Here is a 22,911-nt window from a genome sequence, read left to right on the forward strand (position 1 = left end):
AGTCAGCCTTTTTATAATGCTAAGGTGTTCAGTAATGTGACTTTGTAACCGTCGCTTTGTGTATAATCTTCTTCAAGGATCAAAATATAATTTCCCTTATGTGAAAAATCTAAATCGGCTAGCTGCAAGATACTAATTGTTTGATTGTTAGCTTGGTAAGTAATTGTTAAGTCGTAATTTTGTGAGTCTAGATAGAGTGATTTGGTTTCAAATGCATCGATATCTTTAATATAACTTGTGGTATCTTCAATTGTTTCATTGCCCTCAGTAAAATAAATATCAACTTCACTGACATTTGTATCAAATGGCGATGTATCAATTAAATTAACTACCTCGACTTTATGGGATACTTCATTCGGAGTGAGATCTTCAGTAACTGAAATCATTGCAGGGTAGCCAGCGCTATGCTGATAGAAAATACTTAACAAAGATATGTTTTTATTAACGGCTTCAACATAGTTACTGACAATTAGGTTATTTGAGCTATCTAACATTGATAATGTAAATGTACCGGCATTCACGCTGTGGTATTCAGTTGCAATATCCTTACTTACAAGATCAGTATTTATATCATCTTTAGTACTGATGGCCTTGAAACTCACATTTGCGTATTCATCAATTGCATTATAAAAGCGCATTTGGGATTTTGCATCCACATGGGTAAGCGATGTAACACTTGACGCATCAGAGACAATATCAAGAATTATACCCCCAGCCTCAGCTGAGAAGCTTGGTCTTATCATCACTACATAGGTCTCTTCATCATCAAAATTAACCATACTTGATTGAAAGAGTATATTGCTATCACCTTTTAACGTGACGTAAAAGGTGTAGTTATCTTCTGTTAACTCGTTAAGCTCTGGCAGCTCTAAATAGCTGGTAGTTGTTATAAATTCGGCATCAACAAAGTCATAATCATCTTTTGCAAGGTAAAGGTCGTATTCTTTATCGCTAGCTACGGTATTGATTACTGCTAATTGAAACTTATCTTCTTTATCAAACTCGGCAATTTCAAATTGTTTTATTTGTGGTTCGTTATAGTCACCAGCAAGCACTTTTAGGTGCTTTACATCACTTTTAATGGATAGGTTTTCGTTGTCATCCAATAACGCAATGTAATCGTCATTGTCATTAATGTAGAGGTAATTCAGTTCATAATCATCATTGTTATAATTATGGCGAGTAGTGACTTGTCCAAATCCTGCACCGGTGCGGACCACATCATCGATTTCTAAATAGACATTTGGGCTATTGCTACTGGCATTATACATTTGTACATAACCTGTTCCAGATGATTCATCACTGCTATCACATGCTGCTAGTAACGCAGTTAATATTAAAACTGAAGATTTTTTTATAAGGGTCATTATTCTTTTTCCGTGAACGATTGATTTATCGTCAATGAGTATGTCACGGAAAAAATGACTAGATAATGAGTTTTACTTATTATTACAATGGGTTACGAATAATAACATTGTTAACAAAAGTTAACGTTTTAGTAAATAAATCGTACTCCAAAATAAATTCGTCGTCCGTTACGATAAACAGCTTTAGGTGAATAATGATTACCTTCATAGAGGTAGGTTATTTCATCTGTTAAATTTAAACCTTCAAGGTTTAAAGACATATTCGGTGTCAGATGGTAACTAAATGTGGCATCTAATTGCGAAAAATCATCTGCCATTTCAAGGCCTATGCCGGTAGAAAACTCAGTACGATAATTATGCGAAATGCGCGCACTAAACAATTCATTCTCATAGTAACCCGTTAAGTTAATTGTATGTTTTGATGTGCCTGGGATGTCCGATTGTGTCGGTTGCCCATCTCTGTTGCCATTAACATAGGTATAATTGGTAATTACACCAAGGCCCTGTAAAAACTCTTGTTGGTAACTTACTTCAATGCCCCATAAGTTTCCTCCTGCACCATTAATAGGCCTATCAATAGTCATTAAAATGCCTTCATGGGTTTCTAATTGGCGGTTGAACTCAATAAAAGATTTTACGTCTTTAGCAAATGTGGCAACTGACAGTAGCCCTAAATCAGAAAAATACCATTCCAAAGATAAGTCATATTGAGAAGCCCTGTAGGGATCAAGCTCAGGGTTTCCCCCTTGTCCTTGCGCTTGAGTTACATTGTAGTTAGTTGATGGCATTAAGTGATGGTATTCCGCTCGGGCCATTACTTTTGCTGCACCAAACCTCAGTAAAACATCGTCGGCAAGGTCAAAGTTCAAATTAAAACTGGGAAGCACGTCAGTGTAGTTTTTACTTTGTTGCTGCCAAACATAACTTGGTTGTGACGCTAAGGTTGAAGCTATTTGTTGATATGCACCCGCATCTTGCTGTGTGTTTACAATTCTAACACCAACATTCGCATTAAATAGCTCGGTTAAAAGATTCAGCTTACCGTAAAGCGCTGTGGTTTGTTCTTTAATATCAAAGCGACTAGCTTGTTCTACTTGCTTTGAAAAATCATATTGCTGATATTCATTGGCAAGTAAATGCGTATTAGCAAATGCATAGGCTTTTAAGGTTTTATCTGAGCCAATACCAGCAAGGTAATTGTCAGGAAAGGGGGCAGCAAAATCTGCTAATGTCCAATTGAGTAATCCATTAATATCGTTATAGCCGCCATTGTTTGAGCGGTTTCTAATAAAATCTCTTTCGTGATTGCGATATTTTGCACCAAAGTCGATGCTATCAATAATATTGTGAATTAGGGCTTTGGAAAAATCGGCTTGTAAATACCACTCTTGATCAACCGAGTTTTGAGAGTCATTGCGAATTTCACTTATTTGCCACTCGCTAGCAGTTTGCGGGTTTACTTGATATGCAGTTTGAATATCACGTTTATGACTTGTATCGACACTAAATGCCGAATTAGATGACCACTGTGATGTGTTATCATCATAGGTTCCTCCACTGCCACGTGTGAAGCCAAACTGGTAACTATTTTGCCAAAAATGAATGGTGTGATCTGCTTTGAGATTAATGCTATTGGTTTTTATATTTGATTGACGCCAAATAGCTTCCATTGAGGTACTAAACGGAATGCTGTCATCATCACTTACTTGGCTGTAATTAGCATAGCTAAGTGTGCCATTATCAATGTGGTGATCTGTAATAACTCCGCCACGTGCAAATACATTAGACGGCAGCCAGAGAAAATTTTGATTGGTATTGTCAGCGTCGAGTTCAGAATAAAGAAGGTCTAGCTCAAATTGCCACGCAGTATTGGGTTGATAATCAATTGCCATGGTAGCGCTTGTACGTAAACGTTTTTGCTGAAATAACGCAGAGCCACCACCACCGGGTGTCCAAATATTTTGTATGTCAGCGCTGTCATTGTCGCTATAACGTAAATCGCCATTGTCTAATACATCAAAATTGGCTTTATGCCATCCCCAAGATTCCAAACCATCTCGCCTTAATGTGCGTTGATGACGGGTTAGGGTGAAAAGCACACCAAAGTCTTTTTCAGAATTAACATGGTTATAAAAAATAGATAGCTGGGGATCAGTTTGCTCTGATAAGTCGCTATATTGGCCTTGGAGTGTTGCAATAAACTGGGTATCAGTCGTCAGTGGTCGATGGGTTTTAATGTTTATCGCACCACCTAAAGATCCCTCGTCTTGATGTGCTTGAGGCGTTTTAAACACTTCTAATTTACTGACTAGCTCTGCAGGTAACATGGTGTAGTTAAAGCCACGATTGGGTAAAGATGAAATCCACCAATCTGCAGATGCGATATTTTGGCCATTGAGGAACGTGCGGTTTTGGCCTGGTGTAGTACCTCGCACACCGACACGTTCACCTTCGCCCATTACTCGCGTTAACGAAATACCGGTAACACGTTGTAAGGCTTCGGCAACGTTTTTGTCTGGAAATTTTCCTATTTCTTGTGCGCTTAAAACATCGGATATCGCTTGATGTTGTTTTTTGTCGGCAAGAGACTTAACTAAGCTTTTGTGAATACCTCTTATTTCGATGGTATCTAGATCAATCAATTTTGCTTCAGTAGCAAATAGAGTCGGGGATGCAACACATGCACAAACAAGTAACGATTTATGCATAATGTTCTTATTAACTAAGAATGTGTGTTTTGATTTTTTGTGTTGCTGCATCTGCCCCCCCTTACATTTTAGCGCCAGAAGAATATCCCTTCTGATTATTTACTTGTGTGTTTATAAACGCTTAAAATGCAATCTTCATAATACTTATTTACTCGTTATAAGGCCAGACTAATTTTGCCACATACGTCTTTAGCTAACTCATTAATTCGAATAGACAAAATTGTAATTGATTTTGTTGGAATGCGAGTTAAACGAGACGGTGTTTGGCACAAAGTTGAAAGTAAACAACTTAGATTACTTGAGTTGTTAATCAGCTACCAAGGACAAGCGGTTTCACGTGATGAATTACTCGATAAGATTTGGCCAAATGTTATTGTGAGTGATAACTCTTTGAGTAAATTGGTCACAGAACTTAGAAAATCCATAGGTGATGATCGCACCGATCAAGGCATTATTCGTACTGTACCGCGTATTGGTTATCAATTAATTGCCCCCATTTCACATGATGTAAAAGTCAAAAGCCCAATACAAACAAAGAAAGCAGTGTTTTTTGGCTTTTTATGCTTAGTGTTTGGGGCACTATTTCAGTATTTTTTATCAATAGCAACAACGTCAGAGCCTTTGGCTGCACTTTACCAATCGCGCGTATTAACACAGCGTGCGGGTATTGAAGAAGGGGTGTCGTTTTCAAGTGATGGTAATTTAATGGTGTTTAACTATACACCCATTAACCAACCGCATTCAGATCTGGCCGTGATGGACTTACAGCAGCAGACCTCACACATCATTAAAGATGCAAATTATTCAGAGCAGGCAGGCGTTTTTTCACCAGATCAAAAGTGGCTTGCTTATATTCGTTCAGACGCATTGCAATGCAATATTAGAGTTGTTTCAACAGCAAGTGCCATTGAAACTTGGCGGCTATCGCTCGATAGCAAACTTGCAGATTGCCCAACAAGCTTGACCAATATCGACTTAAGTTGGCCTAAGCAAAATGTGATGATTGCGCGTTTTAATAGGCAGTTAGTCCGTTATGAACTCACCTTTGAGCCCTTTCCAAGAGCATTTGGTGAAGGCAAGGTGATCATTGATAATGTGGATGATTTTAGCGTTACAGAAAGCCAGCTCTATGTGCTCTCGAAGCAAGATAACACGATTAATAAATACGATTTAATAGGTAACATTGAGACAGCGCTGTCTATTGATGTGCCAAACATGTCATTTATTACAGCAGATAAAAATAATCTATGGGTGGGTGCAAATAGCCTAGTTTATTATCAAAATGAACAACGCTTTGGTGAATTACCTTTGCCACTAGGCAAGTTAAACGAATTAACAGTAAATCCAAAGTTAGAAACAGTAACATTAAGTATTGCAAACAATGAAATAGGATTATTTAAGCTTGAAAATAACAAGCTGCAACCAATTAGCTCATCAATGACAGCAGCTTTACTTCCAACAGTTTCAGCAAGTGGCAATAAATACGCATATCTAACGCAAAATAAACAAAATGATCAACAGCTTGTTTGGCTTAGGCATTTTAATAATGTCAGTGTTCAATATGTTACTTCAGTAAATGAGCAAACATTACCCGATGTTTTGTCATTTTCGCCCAATGGAAATTTCCTATTGATTAGCTATCTCGATAAGCAATTATTGTTAATTGACTTGGCCACAAAGCATAGTGTGATTATTGCAAAAGGGCAGTTTGATAATGTTCATTGGCAAGCACAAAGCGAAGGGATTTTTTATGTAAAACAATCAGGTGAAACAACACAGAACTGGTATTACAATTTATCTACAGGCGTAGCGGAGCCAAATGCACAAACACGAAATATTGATTTTATGTTAGCTAACGGAGAGTATCGTACGCTTTTAAATAATGGCTATCGTAATTATGCAAAAGCCATTGGGGAGTATTTAGCTGAGCGTATTTATGATCCTCTGCTTTTTGATAACGTTGTACCATCAGCCAATCTATTTTCACCAAGTGTTTATCAATTCGGTATTTATTTTGTTGTAAAAAAAGGGAAAACATTGACACTTTACAACTACGAATTTGACAGTGGGGAATATATTGAAGTCTCTTCACTTGCACTAAATGGTTTTCAAACAGACTTACCATTAACCATTACAACAGATTTAATTGGTCAGCAGGTGATTGTTAACCAAGTAAATAACTTACAATCTGATTTAGTCATTGTCGAAAAGAAGTAGATAAAATTTACTTTTAGACGAATTCTTTAGTATTGGTCGCTATCCATTAATAGTGGAAAATGCTGTTTTTTATTTTGCAAAAGAAGTATTAGTTGAGTTGGTTAAGTAAAGCTTGATAGCTACTGATATCAATATTTTGTGAATTACCTTCATTTATTGCTTTTCTAAGCCATTTTTTAGCAACATCTAACTCTTCGTTCTCTAGATAAATTAATGACTTTAGATACATGGCATCCGCATTACGGCTGTCACCTTCAAGCACTTTTGTGATGTGATTTTGTGCTAATTGACTATTTTTTTCATCCATGAAAATCTGTGCGAGCGCTAAATTTGCAAGTATATGCCCTTGTTCACTGGCTTGTTGTAACCAGAGTTTAGCTTTAGCAATATCATACTGCACAGATTGTTTTACTAATAGCTCAATACCTAAGCGATATTGTGCATGAATAAAGCCATTTTGAGCGCTCATTAAAAGCCAGTTAAGGCCTTTTTTGCGATCCTGTTGGGTTTTTTCACCTAACAATAATTGATTTGCTATACGGTATTGCGCAAATGGAAATCCATTTTTAGCTGATAATAACATTAACATCATAGCATCACTTTGTGCTGGCCAATGGTACTTGAGTAGTTTAGATGCATTGTTTTTATTTGTAGACAACCAATGTCCAATTCGATATTGCCATAATGCATTGCCATTTTCTGCTTGTTCAATTATTTCAGCAATATGCTTATGGTATGCACGTTGCTGTTTGGCAAACCCTTGTTGGTAGCGTTTACCTTTAAATGTGGTGAAATGATAAAGTAAGCTACGTCGTTTAATGGGGAGTAGGGATGATTTTTCAAAACGCCAACGTTTAACTGCTTGGGTTAGGGCGTTATCAAATGTCTTCTCAGGATAACTATCGATTATTTCGATGTTTCTAACGGCACCGATATTATCAATATCGTACTCAAGCCAAACCCAGCCTTCAATTCCTCGCTCAACAGCATGCTCTGGATAAACAGGATCAACATTGAAGGTTTTTTTGGGCTGTGTATTTGGAATATAACGCTCATTAAAATTTGGCGCGAGAGTATCTAAATAATCTTGGTAGTTATGCTGGCTAGAAAGTGCTTTGTAAGCGCTTTTTAAACTGTTTTTATTTTTGCTTTGGGACTCAATTTGAAGTGCTGCACTTTTTGCATCAGCTATTCCAAAGTCACTGGCAACAGAAAACCAGGCATATGCTTTGGTTAGGTCTTTTGCAACGCCACGCCCTTGAAGATGCATAACGGCAATATTGAACATAGCATCACTATTTCCTAGTAGTGCTAGCTGGTGGAATTCTTTATAGGCATTATCATATTCACCATTAGTGTAATTGATTGACGCATCGAGCAGATCCGCACGAAGCGTACTATGCGTAATCAATAATATAACGAATAAAAATAAGCTAAAAATGCGAGTCAAAAAATAAAACCAGAAATAATAATGCTTAGTTTAAGATGACAATGAACTTAAACGGCCAATAGACCCTAAGAATACGCAAAGTAAGTTAGAAATTAAATTGATATTTTGATTTTTTAAACCCTGACGAATAACTAAATAACATATTGAATTCAATTTAGTTTCTAAAAGAAAAACAGCGAGTATAAAACTCGCTGTTTTGGGGTTTCTGAAGTGTAAGAGCAATACAATAGGGGGCAGTCCTGTGTTAGCTGTATGCACTCGAAAGTGCAAAATTACTCTTTTTCAGAATTAAAAGTTGAAACGAACACCCGCAACATAGCGACGACCGTCGGCATAAACTCCGGTTAGCGCATGCTCAACACCTTTTTCTTGGTAACTGAAAGTATGTTCATCAGTTAAATTAATCGCTTCAAGAACAAGGGTAATATTTTCGGTCACATTGTAGTTAATGTTTGCATCGATTTGACCATAATCGGCGACATAACCTGGCCATCCTAAACCTGTGTCATAACCTGTTCGGTAGTTATAAGAAATACGGCCATTAACATATTCATTTTCATAATATGCACTTAAGTTAATTGTGTGCTCAGAGTTGCCTGGAATCGTAATATCTTCACCATTAGGGCCTTTTGCTTCACCATCTACATAAGTGTAGTTAGCCATTACACCAAGTCCTTGATAAATATCATGTTGCACTGCTAATTCAAGGCCCTGAATGGTACCACTTCGACCATTTACTGGACGATTAACGAGAATACCAACACCTTCATGCGTTTCTAATGATAATTGTGAGTCTAAGAAAGACTGAATATCTTTATGAAATACTGCTGCAGAGAATAAGCTGGCTTCATCAAAGTACCACTCAATGCTAATATCAAACTGGTTCGCTCGGTAAGGGTCGATATCTGGATTACCGCCTGTACCTGTTTTGGTTTCTAAATTATATGAAGTTGATGGTGTCATCGAATTATAATCCGGACGTGACATCACGCGCGCCGCAGCTAAACGCATAATTAAGTCATCATCTAAATCAATTGCAAGGTTTAAACTTGGTAATACATCAAAGTAATCTTTTGATTGTGTTTGCCAGCTTTCGCCTACATACGCACCTGTATCCTGGTTTGTTTGAACTAAACGTACACCTAAATTACCACGTAAGCTTTCTGCATCAATATCAGCTTTAACATAACCTGCAACGATTTTTTCGTTGACCTCAAAGGTGCTTGCTTTCAATAAGTTATAATCCCAGCCTAACGCATCACCTTCACGTCTTACTTTATCTGAATTTGTGATTGCATAGTTTCTGAGCGTACCTGATGATCCTAAACCAGATAAATAATCAGAAGGCATAGTGAGAGAATAATCAGCTAAAGACCAATTTAAATCAGTTCTTGTTGCTGTTTGGCGTTTTTCATTGTAGCGACTGTGATCACGGTACTTCGCACCAAATTTGATATTACTAAACACAGCAACATCTACAGGGCGTGTGAAATCAAGTTGTAGATAGTGTTCATCATCTTTTGCATTGTTTTGGTCATAGCGTAAGAAATCAAGCGACCATTTACTGCCATCAGCTGGGTCTTCGGCATAACTTGTTTTGATATCTTCAACACTTGATGCATCGTATGAGTGAACAACATTGCCACCCCAACCAACACTTCGGTCAGCGTGAGAGCCACCAGAGCCTTTGGTGTAACCTAAATGAACTGATGTTTGCCAAATATCACCTTGGTGGTCGGCTTTTAAGTCATATGATTGTGTTTTTAGCTCTGAGTTTCGAACTTTGGTTTCATCTAAAATATTGCTGCCATCTGGTGAAAGACCTAATGTACCAGCAATAAGCATTTTACCAACTTTGTCATGCTCGATAATGGTTACATCTTGGTATTTAGAGCCGCCGTAGCCAGGTAACCATAGGAAGTTTTGGTTTTCGTTATTTGCTTCAAGCGTTGAATTTAGGGCATTAAAGGTGATATCTAACGTATCAGTTGGACGGTATTGCAGTGATGTATTGAATCCTGTTCTGATACGCTCTTGTGAGAACATTGCTGAACCACCACCACCTGAGCTATATACATTCTTATGAATGGTGCCATCTTCCATCTCGATATCACGGTGTGTCCAACTCCATGATTCAATACCATCGCGACGTAAATTACGCTGTTGACGTATAACCGATACTAACGCACCAAAGGTTTCTTCATCGTTTTTCCAAGAATACATACCGCTGAGTTGAGGATCTGTTTTACCTGATACTTCGCTGTGTTGTGCCAAGATACTACCAGCAATTTTATTTGCTTCTAAATCAAGTGGTTTACGTGTTCTTACTATTACGGTACCACCGATAGATCCTTCATCAATATTAGCTTCTGGTGATTTGTAAACTTCCAGTCCAGAGACAATCTCTGACGGTAGCATGGTGTAGTTAAAACCGCGACTAGCAGGGGAGTTTGTCCACCAATCTACAGAACCAACGGCTTGACCATTTAGTAATGTTCTATTTTGACTTTCAGATGTACCACGGATACTCACGCGTTCACCTTCACCAAAATTACGTGAAATAGAAACACCTGTAATACGTTGCAATGACTCAGCTACGTTTTGGTCTGGGAATTTACCGATATCTTCCGCAGTAACTGCATCAACAACAGAACCTGAAAAACGTTTAGTATTAAGCGATTTTACTAAACTGCCGCGGATCCCTCTAACTTGAATAACTTCAACATCGCTTTGCTCTGCTGAATTAGATTCTTCAGCTGCATATAAATGAGAAGAAGAGATACTTGCAGCTATTAAAGCATGACTAATAGCGATGCTTAATTTTGTTTTGGTAGATAAAGCCATTGTTTCCCCTTGCTATATAATAAGTTTTATTTGTTATTTTCCTTTGTGAAAGTACCCAAGTGATCAAGCCGCTTAATGTGGTGTCATAAATTAAACAAGCGAAATCACTTGGGTGTGGTAATAGCTACATGATTAGTTGTGAATGGTATTGATTTCAGATGAATCATTGTGAAATATGCAAATGAAACGTATAACTAAATGATAAATAAGGAATTTAAATTTTAAATTTATTTAATAAGTTAATATTACTTAAAGTGTTTCTTATGCGTTTTAATTGTCATCTGCATTAATCAAGGGCTTAGGTTAACTTAATACTGTTAGGTTATTAGACAAATACAAGTTTTAGTAGTGATTTGTGAAGTCCATAATGAATTTAAACCTCTTAAAGATATTTGAATGCGTTACTCTTATCTTTATTTTAGTTGTCTATGTCTATGTCTATGTCTATGTCTATGTCTATGTCTATGTCTATGTCTATTTTGGACATCTGTAAGATCGATTCTTGTAGAAATGGTAATTAAATTTAACTGTTTAAATTACTAGATTTAAGAAGGTTTAAGTAAATAGCTTTAAATTAAGTTGTTGTGATGTATGAACGATTAAATTGAGTATAAAGAGGGTATATTCAAAGCAATTGAAAATTACATCAAGGCGACTAAATGATCGCCATGATGTAATAAAAGAGTGAATTCTTAGAGGCTTTTCTTAGGTGGCAATGCTACATTCGCGAAGATTAAACCTGCGACTAATGACATAAAAATTAAAAAAGTTTGCTGGCCAATGCCCGTACTTGCAATAAATTCTTGCCCAGAAATTAAAGAATTTAAACCAATATACGTTTTACTTCCTGGTACTAGTACAATTAAGCCTTGCATAGCAACAATACAGGCTGGGGCATTTGCGACTCGGGTAAAAAAGTTACTGTAAACACCAACTGCAAATGCACCAACAAACGTGCCTAAGGCATAATCAAGATAGAATGCACCTGCAATACTAGCGCCATATGCAACAAAGCCTGCAATGATAGACCAAGTAGCATGTTTTGCTTTAGTTCTAAAAATTATGATGAGGCTCATACATAAAATGGCAATAGCAAGCCAAGCAGTCCATTTAGGGATTTGCGGTGGAGCAACAAAATCAGCCTGACCAAACAGGGCAAAGCCTACTGCGATACCAAGGAATGCACCAAAATAAAGTTTGAACAGCAACATTAATGCATCCATAACCCGAGCTGTACCAGACACCAAATGGCGAGCGGATAGTTCAGCTAAACCAAGCGTTAATGCAAGGCCTGGAATAAATACGATGATGGCAGATAAAATAACCATTCGAATATTAATACCTGGATCGATATAAGCGCTGATAGCACACGCAAAAATTGCAGCAACAATTGCAACTACTGGTTCCAGCATATGAGCAACACGCTTTGACTTTTCGGACCACAGTACAAACAAATATACAACGGTACTAATTAAGAAAGACCACAGTACATCATTCCAACTTGTGCCCATTAGCATCGCAAACGCACCACCTGACATTGCAAATGCCAGACCGGTCGCAAAGCGATTATAAGGATTAGGCATATTCGCAATTTCATCAAGTGCTAAATCAGCTTGTTCAAGCGTTATTGTGTAATCAGCCAGTTTATCAACTAATTCATCTGTACGGGCTAACGCACCTAAATCAAGTTCTCCTGGAGAAACCCTTGCAGCATGCGTGTATTCATCTTCATGGCCTTCCGTCCAAATAACAAAGGTTAAAGCGGTGGGCGTAATGATAAAAGAGGCTTTCAAACCGAGGAATGTCGTTAGATTCTCCAAGTGAGCTTCTAAACGATACGCGGGAGTGCCGAATTTATGTAGCATCTTTCCTAGCTTTACAATAAAGCGGCGTTTTTGCGTGAAACTAGCAGTGTTCAATGTGTAAATCTATTAAATGTGTTGACCTGCAAATTTTAAGTTTTATTTACGTTTTGTCTAGTTTTGTTTATGTTTAATATCAATAAATATAATAAATTAATTATACTTAAAAAAGAGCGCACTATTTATCGGGACTTAATTTGAATTTCAGATACGGGATTTGGTTATTTTTGGTTGCGTTGCATGCACCATTTTTAATTAAAGCCAACGAATCACCAGTAATTACTATTTTTACTGAGCAATTTCCGCCTTACAACTTTCTTGAAGAAGATAATATTGTGGGTATAAACCACGATATTGTAAAACGAGCATGTGAAATTGCAGATTTACGCTGCAAGTTTAAATTATTTCCATGGCAAAGGGCGATGGCTTTAGCCCAATCAAAACGATTTGCTGGTTTAATTTCTACATCTCGCTTGCCTGAGCGTGAGGTACATTTTCAATGGGTCGGACCTTTGGTTTCAAGCCCCGCATGTTTTTATAAATTGGCAAAACGTAGTGATATTCATATTTACAATCATCAACAACTTAAAAAGTTTACTGTGGGTTTACACAAAGGGGATGTTTATGAAAACATTCTTCAAAATTGGGGATTGGAGGAGCATAAGCACTATATTAACTATTCTGAAAAATTTGCTGAAATCACAGCATTTAAACTGGGCAAGTTAGATTTGTTTATTGCATCAGCAAATACATTACAATTTCATATTGATAACAAACGCTTACAGGCAGATGAGGTAAAACCTGCTTATCATATTAACGATGATAAGTTATTGGGAAACTTTTTAGCACTAAATAATGCTTTACCAAACGTGATGGTTGTTAAGTTACAACAAGCGATTGACAGTATGAAACAAAACGGTGAGATTGATTCTATAAAAAGAAATTACTTACCCATTGCAGTAACTGATATTTCTGAGGAAGAGCTGGCTTTAGCAAAACGCTGTTTACACTAAGCAAAAAAGCGACTTTCGCCGCTTTTATAACATTTCAAAACTAATCTAGTTTAAATTGCGCGCTTAATTTATTTAAGCTGTGAGTAAGGGCTTTTAACTCTTCACTCGCCGCTGCAATTTGTTCTGCACCGGATGCATTTTCAATAGCCGCATTGTTAATAGCGATAATACTTTGATTAATTTCTTCCGAAGCAATACTTTGCTGAGATGCTGCTGTTGCGATGGTTTCAGAATTTAATGTAATCACTTCCATATCATTTAACAGATTCATCATCGTATTTTTGCTACTTTGTGCTTTAGTTAGCGTTGTATTTGCAAGCGTTGTACTTTGTTCAATGGTTAAGACTGCAGATTGTGTATCTGATTGCAGTTCTTGAATCATTTTTTCGATATTGGCAGTAGATTGTTGTGTTTTAAATGCTAGTTGTCGTACTTCATCAGCGACAACAGCAAAGCCACGACCTTGCTCTCCCGCACGTGCTGCTTCTATTGCCGCATTAAGAGCGAGTAAGTTTGTCTGTTCAGTGATGCCTTGGATCACTTCAAGTACTGAATTAATTCCTAAACTTTTTTTCTCAACTTGTTTTATTATTTCATTTGCCTCAGTCAAAGATGCTTTCAGTTCTTCTGTTGCAATTAAGGCTTGGTTTATATCTTTATTTGCTTCGGTACTTTTTAATGCCGCTAATTGGGTTTGCTCTGAAGAATCTTTTGCATTGTTCGCCACTTCTTCAATTGTCATGGTCATTTCATGCATTGCTGATGACACTGTTTCGATATTTATATGCTGTTCTTTTAGGCTTGCTTTTGCTTGCATACTTGTTGCACTTGTTTGCTCAACAGTATTCGATAATTGCGCACTTGAAGATAATATACTTGAGATAACGCGGAATAAATTTTGATTCATTTGCTTCATCGATTTAAATAAACCATGTGCATTGTCATTTTGACTAAAATCATACGTTAAATCGCCATCAGCAATTTGCATTGCAAGTTTGTGCATTGCTTTAGGTTCGCCGCCAATAGGCAATAAGATGGAACGCGTGATCAGTAATGCTGAAATGCACACAATCAGTAAACTTATAAAAGCAATAAATAAAATGGATGTTTTCATTTTAGTTGTTGCTGCAAACGCTTCAGCAACATCAATTTCAGTTATGAGAACCCAATTTAGATTTTCAAAACTAACGGGCATAAACGCAGATAGGACAGCGTTGTCATTGTAGTCTTTAATTATTTCAGTGCTACTTATACCATTTAAACCTTGTTTTACGGCTACGGTATCAACACCATTGTCAGCGATATTACCTGCAAAACTTGCTTTAACCGAGCGGCCTACAGGATCTAAATATGAATCTGAACGCAGTCGTTTATCTTCACCAACAATATAAGACTCACCTGTTTCACCCATACCATCACGTTGTTGCATTAGCTTGTTGATTTTTGTTATTGAAAGCTGAAGCGCAATTACCCCTTTAATTTCACCGTTTTGAATTAGAGGTTGTGCAATAAATGCAGCAGGCTCGTTATTACTTGGTGCGTAAGGTGTAAAATCGATGATATTAAATTTGGACTTTTCCAATGTTTGAGTAAATAACTTACCAAGGCCTGAATTTTTATAGGGGCCATGTAATAAATTAGTGTTGTAATCGGCTTCTTTTGCAACCGAATAAAAAATATCGCCGTCTGAATTTATTAAAAACAAATCGTAATACTGATTTGTGGTAATAAAGCGAGTGAAGTAATCATGTTTTTTTTCAGCTAGTTGCTGATTAGTCACATCTCCAAAGTTTTTCCATGAAGACGCTATCAATGATAAATCAGCTTTACTTTGCTCAAAGTAATTTTGAATTTCAGTTGCTTTGATATTTTTAATAGACGTAAGTTGATTAAAGGCCTGTTTTTCAAGTGCGCTATTTGAAATAGAAATTGAGATTATTGTGATAATAACAATAGGTAACAAAGCGAGAGTAATAAAAGAAAGCAATAGTTTTTGTTTTAAATTCATGCAGTTTATTGTCCAAGTTGAAGGCGTAGGCAAAGTACAATATGTTACATTGTAATAAAACTGTAATGTAATGAGAATTGTTATAGTTTGTAAACGAGAAGCGCAATCACAGTGTGCTTCTCTTTTAAACTTTGTGGAATAGGGGCACTTTTAGCGCTTTTTATTTTTTTCAGTGATCCACTGTGACATGTATTTTGTGCTTGCATGACTATGGTGTTTTAGCATGGCACCAACAAAATTATTTAACCTGTGCTCTGCAAGATTGTCTTTAATGGCGTTTACACGCTCAATTAAGGCACTTGCAAGTGATGGCATTGCAAATTTTGCTTTAATCGCCGAATGACATAAACCTGATTTTTCCTGCCAGAGTGCTTCGTCATGATAAAGCGAAATTGCATTTTCAATCAGCATTTCATCGGTATTAGCAACTAATCCTGGCCAATTACACTCATCAAACATACCTTCAATACCAATTTGGGTGGTTATTGAGGGCGTTTCACATGCCATAGCATCTAAAAACTTACCTTTAATACCTGCGCCAAAACGTAATGGGCTAAATAATACTTTGGCATTTTTAATTACTTCATAGGCGTCATCACACCAACCTTTAACAATAAAACCTTGTTTAGTGTTTGTAAGTGCTGTGGCTTTTGGAGGCGGGTAAGAGCCATAAATATGAAGTTCTGCTTGCGGCAATTGCTTACGGATTGACGGCCATAAAAATTGTAAATAAAGTACGCTATCCCAGTTAGGGGCATGTCTAAAATTACCGATTGTGACGAAATGCTGTCGTTCATTGTAATTTGGGTTTTGTTGTAACTTAGCTGTGTCCAGCATAAAGGGTAAGTGATGAAGCAAATTGCTATCTAGCTTGTAGTGCTCGATTAACAAACTCAATTCAAAATCTGAAATAATCAGAGATAAATCACAGCGCAAAATTGCTGCTATTTCCCGTTTAGCAAGATCACTTGCCCAATCTTCACTTTGTAATTCACGATTAGCTTTATGCGCTGCGTGACGCGCATTTCTAACACTTTGTAAATCTTCCGTATCAAGAATTTTTAACGCATTAGGGCAATAAGTATCAACTCGCCAACCAAATTGCTCTTCAATCATAAAGCGGTCAAACATTACAATGTCAGGGTTTAAACCTAAGATGTAATCATTAAAACTATCGCAATTTAATGTAATTTCAGATGTCGTAAAGCCCGCGCTTTCCAAATCAAACATATGCTGTGTTTTTTGTGCTGCTGATGCAAATTCAACTTGCCATCCATTACTCAAAAAGGTGTGCATAATTGATAAAATATGACTGCCAGCGGCAGATGATTTAGGTTCAGGCCAAACATAGCCAATCACAAGGACTTTCACATAACTTCCAAAAGGAGAAATAACTTTACAAATTTTATCGTATTCTTATCGCAATTGCTTGAGATGAAATGATTTTTTAAATATTGTGAAAATGATTTATCAGTAAGTCATTGAAGGTTTTGGATTAAAACTAAAAAAACAGAGTAAATAATCAGGCTCTTAAATGGTTAAAAATAACAAGGAAATAAAATGAAACTCTTTAATTGGATTGTAGTAGGGTGTTTGATTACCCTAACTCACGCCAAAGCCGAGCAACAAGAAGGCTATAAATTACCCAGTAAAGCAATTGCTGATGTAGTTGATGCTAAGCTTGCACCGTCAACACGACTATCTCCTAATAACAAATGGATGGCATTTTTTGAACGCCAACGTATTGCAACGTTAAAAGAGCTGAGTAAACCTGAGTTAAAATTAGCAGGTATTCAACTTAATCCTAAAAATTTTTCGCGTTCTAGGCCTTACTCAAAGTATTTATCTATCTCTTTTAAACATTTAAAAACGGGTAAGAAAATTAATATTACGGGTTTGCCGGATGGACGAATTTTATCGCCTTCTTGGTCACCAAATAGTGAATATTTGGCGTTTTTTATAGAGCAGGCCGAGCAAGCGAACTTATATCTCTTTAATATTGCAGCGCAAAAACTAACGCAGGTTAAGAGCGTAGCGCTTAATTCAGTGATTACTTCAATGCCATATCGCTGGTTACCAAATAGCACAGGTGTGTTGGTAAATGTTGTAGCAAACATAAATAAAGACGCACCAACAGCTGAATCTGCGCCGGTTGTGCCTGTTATTTCACAAACAAGTGGTGAAAAAGCGCCTGTACGTACTTACCAAAACTTATTACAAACACCGCTTGATAAATCGCTGTTTGAATTTTATGGCTTAAGTAGATTGGCAAAAGTATCGCTTAAAGGCGAGGTTACTTATTTAACAGGCCCTGGAATTATAAGCTCATTTAGAGCTTCACCAAACAGTGAATATATTTTGCTAGGGCAAATAGAAGCGCCATTTTCTTATTTAGTACCTTATTCGCGATTTGCTAAAGATTGGCAAGTGATAACAATGGATGGCAAAGTGATCGCAAATATAGCAAAGCAAAAATTAGCTGAAGATATTCCACAAGGATTTGATAGTGTTCGCACAGATAAACGCAGTTTTTCATGGCGTTCAGATAAGCCAGCTACGCTAGTTTGGGCACAGGCACAAGATGGTGGCTCGATGAAAGAAGACGTACCATATCATGATCATGTGTACACTTGGAAAGCACCATTTAAGAGCGAAGCTAAGTTATTCGCCAAAGTTGAACGTCGCTTTTCTGGAATCGAATGGGCTAATGATAACGTAGCCATTTTAAGTGATTGGCGTTTTAGCGATAGACAAGTGCGCATGCAGATCATTAACCCAAATGATCCAGACGGCCCGCGTGTGTTATTTAATGAACGTTCATATAATGATGCTTATAAAGATCCGGGCGATTTTGTTTATGGTTTATCTGAATATGGTACACGGATTGTAAAAGTCGTCGGTGAACGCTATATGCATCTGACTGGTATTGGTGCATCAAATAAAGGAAATATTCCATTTTTAGACAGATTTGATATCAAAACGGGCTCATCAACGCGCATTTGGCAAAGTGAATCGCCGTATTATGAACGTGTGAGAGCGGTACTTGATGGTAACGCCGAAAAACTTGTGACGTTACGTGAATCAAAAACGGAGCAGCCTAACTTTTATCTTCGTGATTTAAAGCAGAACTCGCTGGAAAAGTTTACCGACTTTGCGCATCCATACCCACAATTTAAAAACATTAAAAAAGAACAAATTAATTATACCCGTGATGACGGGGTGTCTTTAAGCGGCACCTTATACTTACCAGCTAACTATGAGGGTGGCAAAGTACCGGTGTTAATGTGGGCTTACCCATTGGAATACAAAGACAAAGACGTTGCCTCACAAGTTCGTGATTCACCTTATGAATTTACGTATATCGGTTATTGGGGACCAATGCCTTATCTTGCTAATGGCATTGCCGTATTTGATGATCCTAAAATGCCGATAGTTGGTGTTGATGGAAAGGAGCCAAATGATACTTTCAGAAAGCAATTAGTAAGTAGTGCTGAAGCCGCTGTAAATGTGCTGGTAGATAAAGGCATTGCTGATAAGTCTCGTATTGCTATTGCTGGCCATTCTTATGGCGCATTTATGGTCGCGAATTTATTGGCTCACAGTGACTTATTCAAAACTGGCATCGCAAGAAGCGGAGCTTATAACCGAACACTAACGCCGTTTGGTTTTCAGGGTGAAGAGCGTGACTTTTGGCAAGGTCAAAGTGTATACGCGTCGATGTCACCGTTTTTCCATGCTGAAAAAATCAATGAACCTATGCTGATGATTCACGGTAAGGAAGATCCAAATTCAGGTACCTATCCAATGCAATCTGAGCGTATGTATAACGCGTTAAAGGGTCTTGGGAAAGAAGCTAGGTTGGTGATGTTGCCATACGAAGGGCATGGTTATCGGGCGCGTGAAAGTATTTTACATGTGCTTTGGGAACAAGAGCAGTGGCTTAATAAAACATTATTAACTAACGATTAATCACTTTAATAGTCACTGTGTTTTAAAACGCAGTGACTTTCTCTCTTGATATTGTTTTTATTCGAATAAATACAATATCAATTTTATAAATGTCATTTTGGTCTATGCTTTTTATATCGCTTATCAAAATGATGTTTTATGAAGCTTTCAGATATCAGTATTCGCAACGCACTTATCGCAACAATAACCCTTGCGCTTGTTCTTACAACGTTATTCACAACACTTTTTAGCAGTTCACAATTTAATTCTGTGTTTGATGAATTTAACGAAAACGAATATTTCCCTGCTTTACTTGGCAAGGTTGAAGCAAGTATTCGAGCAGAATTAAATGTACCAATTGCGCTATCGCGTGCGTTAGAACAAAACGATTTTATTCGCCAGTGGGCAATAAATGGTGAGAATGAAAGTGAGTGGCCAACAATACAGCGTTATTTTTCTAATATTAAAGATAAAAACGATGCGGCGGTGGTGTTTTGGGTATCAAATCAAAGCCTCAAGTACTATCAAAACGATGGCATATTAAAAATAATGTCTGCATCAAGTGAACGCGATCAGTGGTTTTTTAATTTTATGTCTTCGCCTATTCACCAGCAAATTGCAGTTGATGTTGATCAACAGTCCAAACGTTTAACCGCATTTATTAATGTCAAAGTAAATCATAACGGGCAAGAGCTAGGTTTAACTGGTCTTGGTTATGATATTAGTAAAATAATTGAGATTGTGAGCCAGAATCAAATTGGCCAAACAGGGTATGTTTTTCTTTTAAAATCAGACGGTAATATCGCAGCACACCCTAATCAGGCACTTGTAGGCAAAAGTTATCAGTCGATTGATAAATATCAACCACTTTCAAACTTTTTGAGTAAGACACAAAATAGCAAAGAGCCACAATTAACCCAATTAGCACTTAATGGTGCTGACTCATTTGTAGCAAGTTTAGCCTTAGAAGATATTGGTTGGCATTTGGTAGCGGTAATGCCAATGAGTGAGATGAGTAATAAGATATCTTCTGCTATGTACAAAACCATTGCCGTTAATTGCATTATCGCCACTTTGTTTATTGTGATAATGGTGTGGATAGCAAACCGCATTGCAAAGAGTATTGCCAGTATCAGTCAAAAACTACTTGATATGGGCAATCAAGGCGGTGATTTAACTTTGCGATTAGATGACTCGCGGCAGGATGAACTAGGTGAACTTGCCCGAGGCTTTAATGCTGTTATTGCAAATAACCAATCAATGGTGATCAAACTAAAAGCCATCGAACTGCAAATGGGGCAAGATATTCAATCTTTGGTTGATTCGTTTGACCAAGTAACAAATCTATCAGCAAATCAAGACGCATTAAGTGAGCAAGTTGCTTCTGCCATTACAGAAATGGGCACCACGGTTTCAGAGGTATCGCATTTAGCACTTGATACTGCGAATACCAGTGAGCGTGCAGTAAGTGATACGCAACAAAGTATTGAACATATGAGCTCAAGCTCCGAAGCAATGGGACAGCTTACTGAAGTAATGGGTCAAGCATATCAGCATATCCAAGAATTAGCAGGGCAGGCAGAATCCATTAATTCAATAGTTGATGTAATTAATGCGATATCTGAGCAAACTAACTTATTGGCACTCAATGCAGCCATTGAAGCTGCTAGGGCGGGTGAGCAAGGACGTGGTTTTGCGGTTGTTGCTGACGAAGTAAGAACTTTAGCAAGTAAAACACAAAGTTCGACGCAAGAGATACGTGGTCAAATTGATCAATTTCAACGCTCTACCGAAATTGTATTAAATGCAATTGCTCAGGGTAATGAAACTACAGCCAAAGTTAGTGATAGATCTGCAAGTTCTGCACAAATATTGGCAACCATAGATTCTAGTATTACTGCTGTTAAAGATATGAACCAGCAAATCGCAACAGCGACAGAAGAGCAAAATGTTGTAATTCAACATATTAACGAATCTGCGGTGCAGATTGCTGATTTATCGAAAGAATTTAATGATATTGCTGTTGCAGATCAGCAGCAATTACAACGATTAAACAACTTGGCGATGGAATTAAATTCACTCATATCAGAATTCACGGTTTAAATAACGATTAACCATTAATCTCATACTTAAGTTTGGTTTAACCTGGTTTTGCAAGGTTAAACTGACCTTACTGCTCGAAACTTTGTACCAATTATAATAAAATCTTCAACAATTTAGCCTCTCAACATGTTGATTGGTCATAAACAATTACAATAAATAGCAGTAGTATGAAAACACGTCTAAATATTAGTATTCGTAACGCATTAATTTTAACCATAACCTGTGCATTGGTTTTAAGTACCTTACTTTCTACGCTTTTTACAAGTGTTCAGTTTAATCAAGTATTTGAAAAATTTAATGATAAAACATACTTCCCGGCATTACTTGGTAAAGTTGAAGCAAGTATTCGTGCTGAGTTGAATACACCATTAGCACTTGCTCATGCGATGGAGCAAAACACCTACCTAACAAATTGGGCTTTTGAAGGTGAAAATTCAAATCAATGGCCTGAGATCCAAGCCTATTTCCAGCATATTAAAGCTAAAAATGATGCAGCAGTGGTTTTTTGGGTGTCGAATATAACAGGCAAGTATTATCAAAACGATGGCATTTTAAAAACAATGTCGCGCAGTGATACTCGTGATAGTTGGTTTTATAGCTTTATGCAAAAGCCTCTAAAACAACAACTTGCAGTTGCTATCCATCAAGAAACAAATAAACTTATTGCCTATGTAAATGTAAAAGTAGAACAACTTGGCAAAGTCTATGGCCTAACAGGCCTTGGCTATGATATCAGTCGCATTACTGAGATTATAAAAAGTAATAAAATTGGGCAATCAGGTTATGTTTTCTTAGTTAAATCAGATAATACCATCGCAGCACACCCAAATGAAAATTTAGTGGGTGAGGCGTTTACAAATATTTCAAAATACCATGCTATTGCTAAATTAGTGGCTCAATCAGCTGTAACAAATCACGCTTTAATTGAAAAACATGATTTAGATGGTGTTGAGCATTATGTCGCAAGCCAAGAGCTTGATGGCACAGGCCTTAAACTCGTTGCGCTATTACCAAGCAGTGAAACAACAGATCAAGTCAGCAATGCTTTGTTAAAAACAATGGGAGTTAGCATTGTTATTGCTCTGGTATTTATTGTTCTAATGGTTTTTCAAGCAAATCATATTGCGCGTAGTATCGCGGCGATCTCTGATAAATTATTTGCTATGGGCAAACAAGACGGTGACTTAACCATTCGTTTAGATGAAAGCAGAAGTGACGAGCTTGGCACACTCGCCAAAGGATTTAACGCGGTTATCGAAAATAACCAAGGGATGATTTCAAACTTAAAACAAATTGAAGCACAGCTTGTTGAAGATATTAAGACACTGGTTAATTCGTTTGAAACGGTTACTAATTTATCATATCAACAAGATGGTTTAAGTGAGCAAGTC

12 protein-coding genes are annotated in these 22,911 nt (G+C 37.2%); 5 read left to right on the top strand and 7 right to left on the bottom strand.

Going from position 1 to position 22,911, the window contains the following annotated elements; all coding sequences use genetic code 11:
- Positions 1-11: 11 nt before the first annotated feature.
- The gene (locus tag ON073_RS05425; protein WP_274760850.1) at positions 12-1,367 is read right to left on the bottom strand and encodes a hypothetical protein; all 1,356 of its coding nucleotides are present in this window, start codon (positions 1,365-1,367) and stop codon (positions 12-14) included.
- 128 nt (positions 1,368-1,495) lie between these two features.
- Complete coding sequence (locus tag ON073_RS05430) at positions 1,496-4,126, bottom strand: TonB-dependent receptor (protein WP_274760851.1); 2,631 nt, start codon at positions 4,124-4,126, stop codon at positions 1,496-1,498.
- 123 nt (positions 4,127-4,249) lie between these two features.
- Here ON073_RS05430 and ON073_RS05435 point away from each other — a divergent pair, with 123 nt between their 5' ends.
- Positions 4,250-6,292 carry a winged helix-turn-helix domain-containing protein gene (locus tag ON073_RS05435; RefSeq protein ID WP_274760852.1) on the top strand — a complete coding sequence of 681 codons (2,043 nt, stop codon included), beginning with the start codon at positions 4,250-4,252 and terminating at the stop codon, positions 6,290-6,292.
- 88 nt (positions 6,293-6,380) lie between these two features.
- On the opposite strand, the gene ON073_RS05440 is transcribed toward ON073_RS05435, so the two are convergent.
- The 3 genes from ON073_RS05440 to ON073_RS05450 form a co-directional block, all read right to left on the bottom strand.
- Positions 6,381-7,742, bottom strand: a complete 1,362-nt coding sequence (locus tag ON073_RS05440) for a TonB family protein (protein WP_274760853.1) — start codon at positions 7,740-7,742, stop codon at positions 6,381-6,383.
- A gap of 288 nt (positions 7,743-8,030) precedes the next feature.
- Complete coding sequence (locus ON073_RS05445; protein WP_274760854.1) at positions 8,031-10,586, bottom strand: TonB-dependent receptor; 2,556 nt, start codon at positions 10,584-10,586, stop codon at positions 8,031-8,033.
- A 692-nt stretch (positions 10,587-11,278) separates the two neighbouring features.
- On the bottom strand, positions 11,279-12,505 hold the full coding sequence (locus tag ON073_RS05450) for a threonine/serine ThrE exporter family protein (protein ID WP_274760855.1): 1,227 nt from the start codon (positions 12,503-12,505) through the stop codon (positions 11,279-11,281).
- Positions 12,506-12,645: 140 nt separating this feature from the next.
- Between ON073_RS05450 and ON073_RS05455 the strand changes: the two genes are divergently transcribed.
- Positions 12,646-13,461 (top strand): substrate-binding periplasmic protein, encoded by an 816-nt coding sequence (locus ON073_RS05455; protein ID WP_274760856.1) that lies wholly within the window; start codon positions 12,646-12,648, stop codon positions 13,459-13,461.
- A gap of 40 nt (positions 13,462-13,501) precedes the next feature.
- Here ON073_RS05455 and ON073_RS05460 read toward each other — a convergent pair whose 3' ends face one another.
- Complete coding sequence (locus tag ON073_RS05460) at positions 13,502-15,469, bottom strand: methyl-accepting chemotaxis protein (RefSeq protein ID WP_274760857.1); 1,968 nt, start codon at positions 15,467-15,469, stop codon at positions 13,502-13,504.
- A gap of 150 nt (positions 15,470-15,619) precedes the next feature.
- Positions 15,620-16,840, bottom strand: coding sequence for a glycosyltransferase family 4 protein (locus tag ON073_RS05465; RefSeq protein ID WP_274760858.1), 1,221 nt, complete (start codon positions 16,838-16,840; stop codon positions 15,620-15,622).
- A 189-nt stretch (positions 16,841-17,029) separates the two neighbouring features.
- Between ON073_RS05465 and ON073_RS05470 the strand changes: the two genes are divergently transcribed.
- The 3 genes from ON073_RS05470 to ON073_RS05480 all read left to right on the top strand — a co-directional run.
- Entirely contained in the window at positions 17,030-19,438 is a 2,409-nt protein-coding gene (locus ON073_RS05470; RefSeq protein ID WP_274760859.1) for an alpha/beta hydrolase family protein, read from the top strand.
- 138 nt (positions 19,439-19,576) lie between these two features.
- A complete protein-coding gene (locus tag ON073_RS05475) occupies positions 19,577-21,520 on the top strand; it encodes a methyl-accepting chemotaxis protein (protein WP_274760860.1) in 1,944 nt (647 codons plus the stop codon).
- A 167-nt stretch (positions 21,521-21,687) separates the two neighbouring features.
- The coding region (locus ON073_RS05480) for a PDC sensor domain-containing protein (protein WP_274760861.1) at positions 21,688-22,911 on the top strand (1,224 nt) is incomplete at its 3' end.

It is taken from the genome of Pseudoalteromonas sp. G4, from assembly GCF_028875915.1.
Taxonomy (GTDB): domain Bacteria; phylum Pseudomonadota; class Gammaproteobacteria; order Enterobacterales; family Alteromonadaceae; genus Pseudoalteromonas.

Coding starts and splice junctions, on each gene's coding strand:
- ON073_RS05430 (WP_274760851.1), bottom strand. CDS start 4,126: ATGCAGCAACACAAAAAATCAAAACACACATTCTTAGTTAATAAGAAC.
- ON073_RS05425 (WP_274760850.1), bottom strand. CDS start 1,367: ATGACCCTTATAAAAAAATCTTCAGTTTTAATATTAACTGCGTTACTA.
- ON073_RS05470 (WP_274760859.1), top strand. CDS start 17,030: ATGAAACTCTTTAATTGGATTGTAGTAGGGTGTTTGATTACCCTAACT.
- ON073_RS05445 (WP_274760854.1), bottom strand. CDS start 10,586: ATGGCTTTATCTACCAAAACAAAATTAAGCATCGCTATTAGTCATGCT.
- ON073_RS05460 (WP_274760857.1), bottom strand. CDS start 15,469: ATGAATTTAAAACAAAAACTATTGCTTTCTTTTATTACTCTCGCTTTG.
- ON073_RS05475 (WP_274760860.1), top strand. CDS start 19,577: ATGAAGCTTTCAGATATCAGTATTCGCAACGCACTTATCGCAACAATA.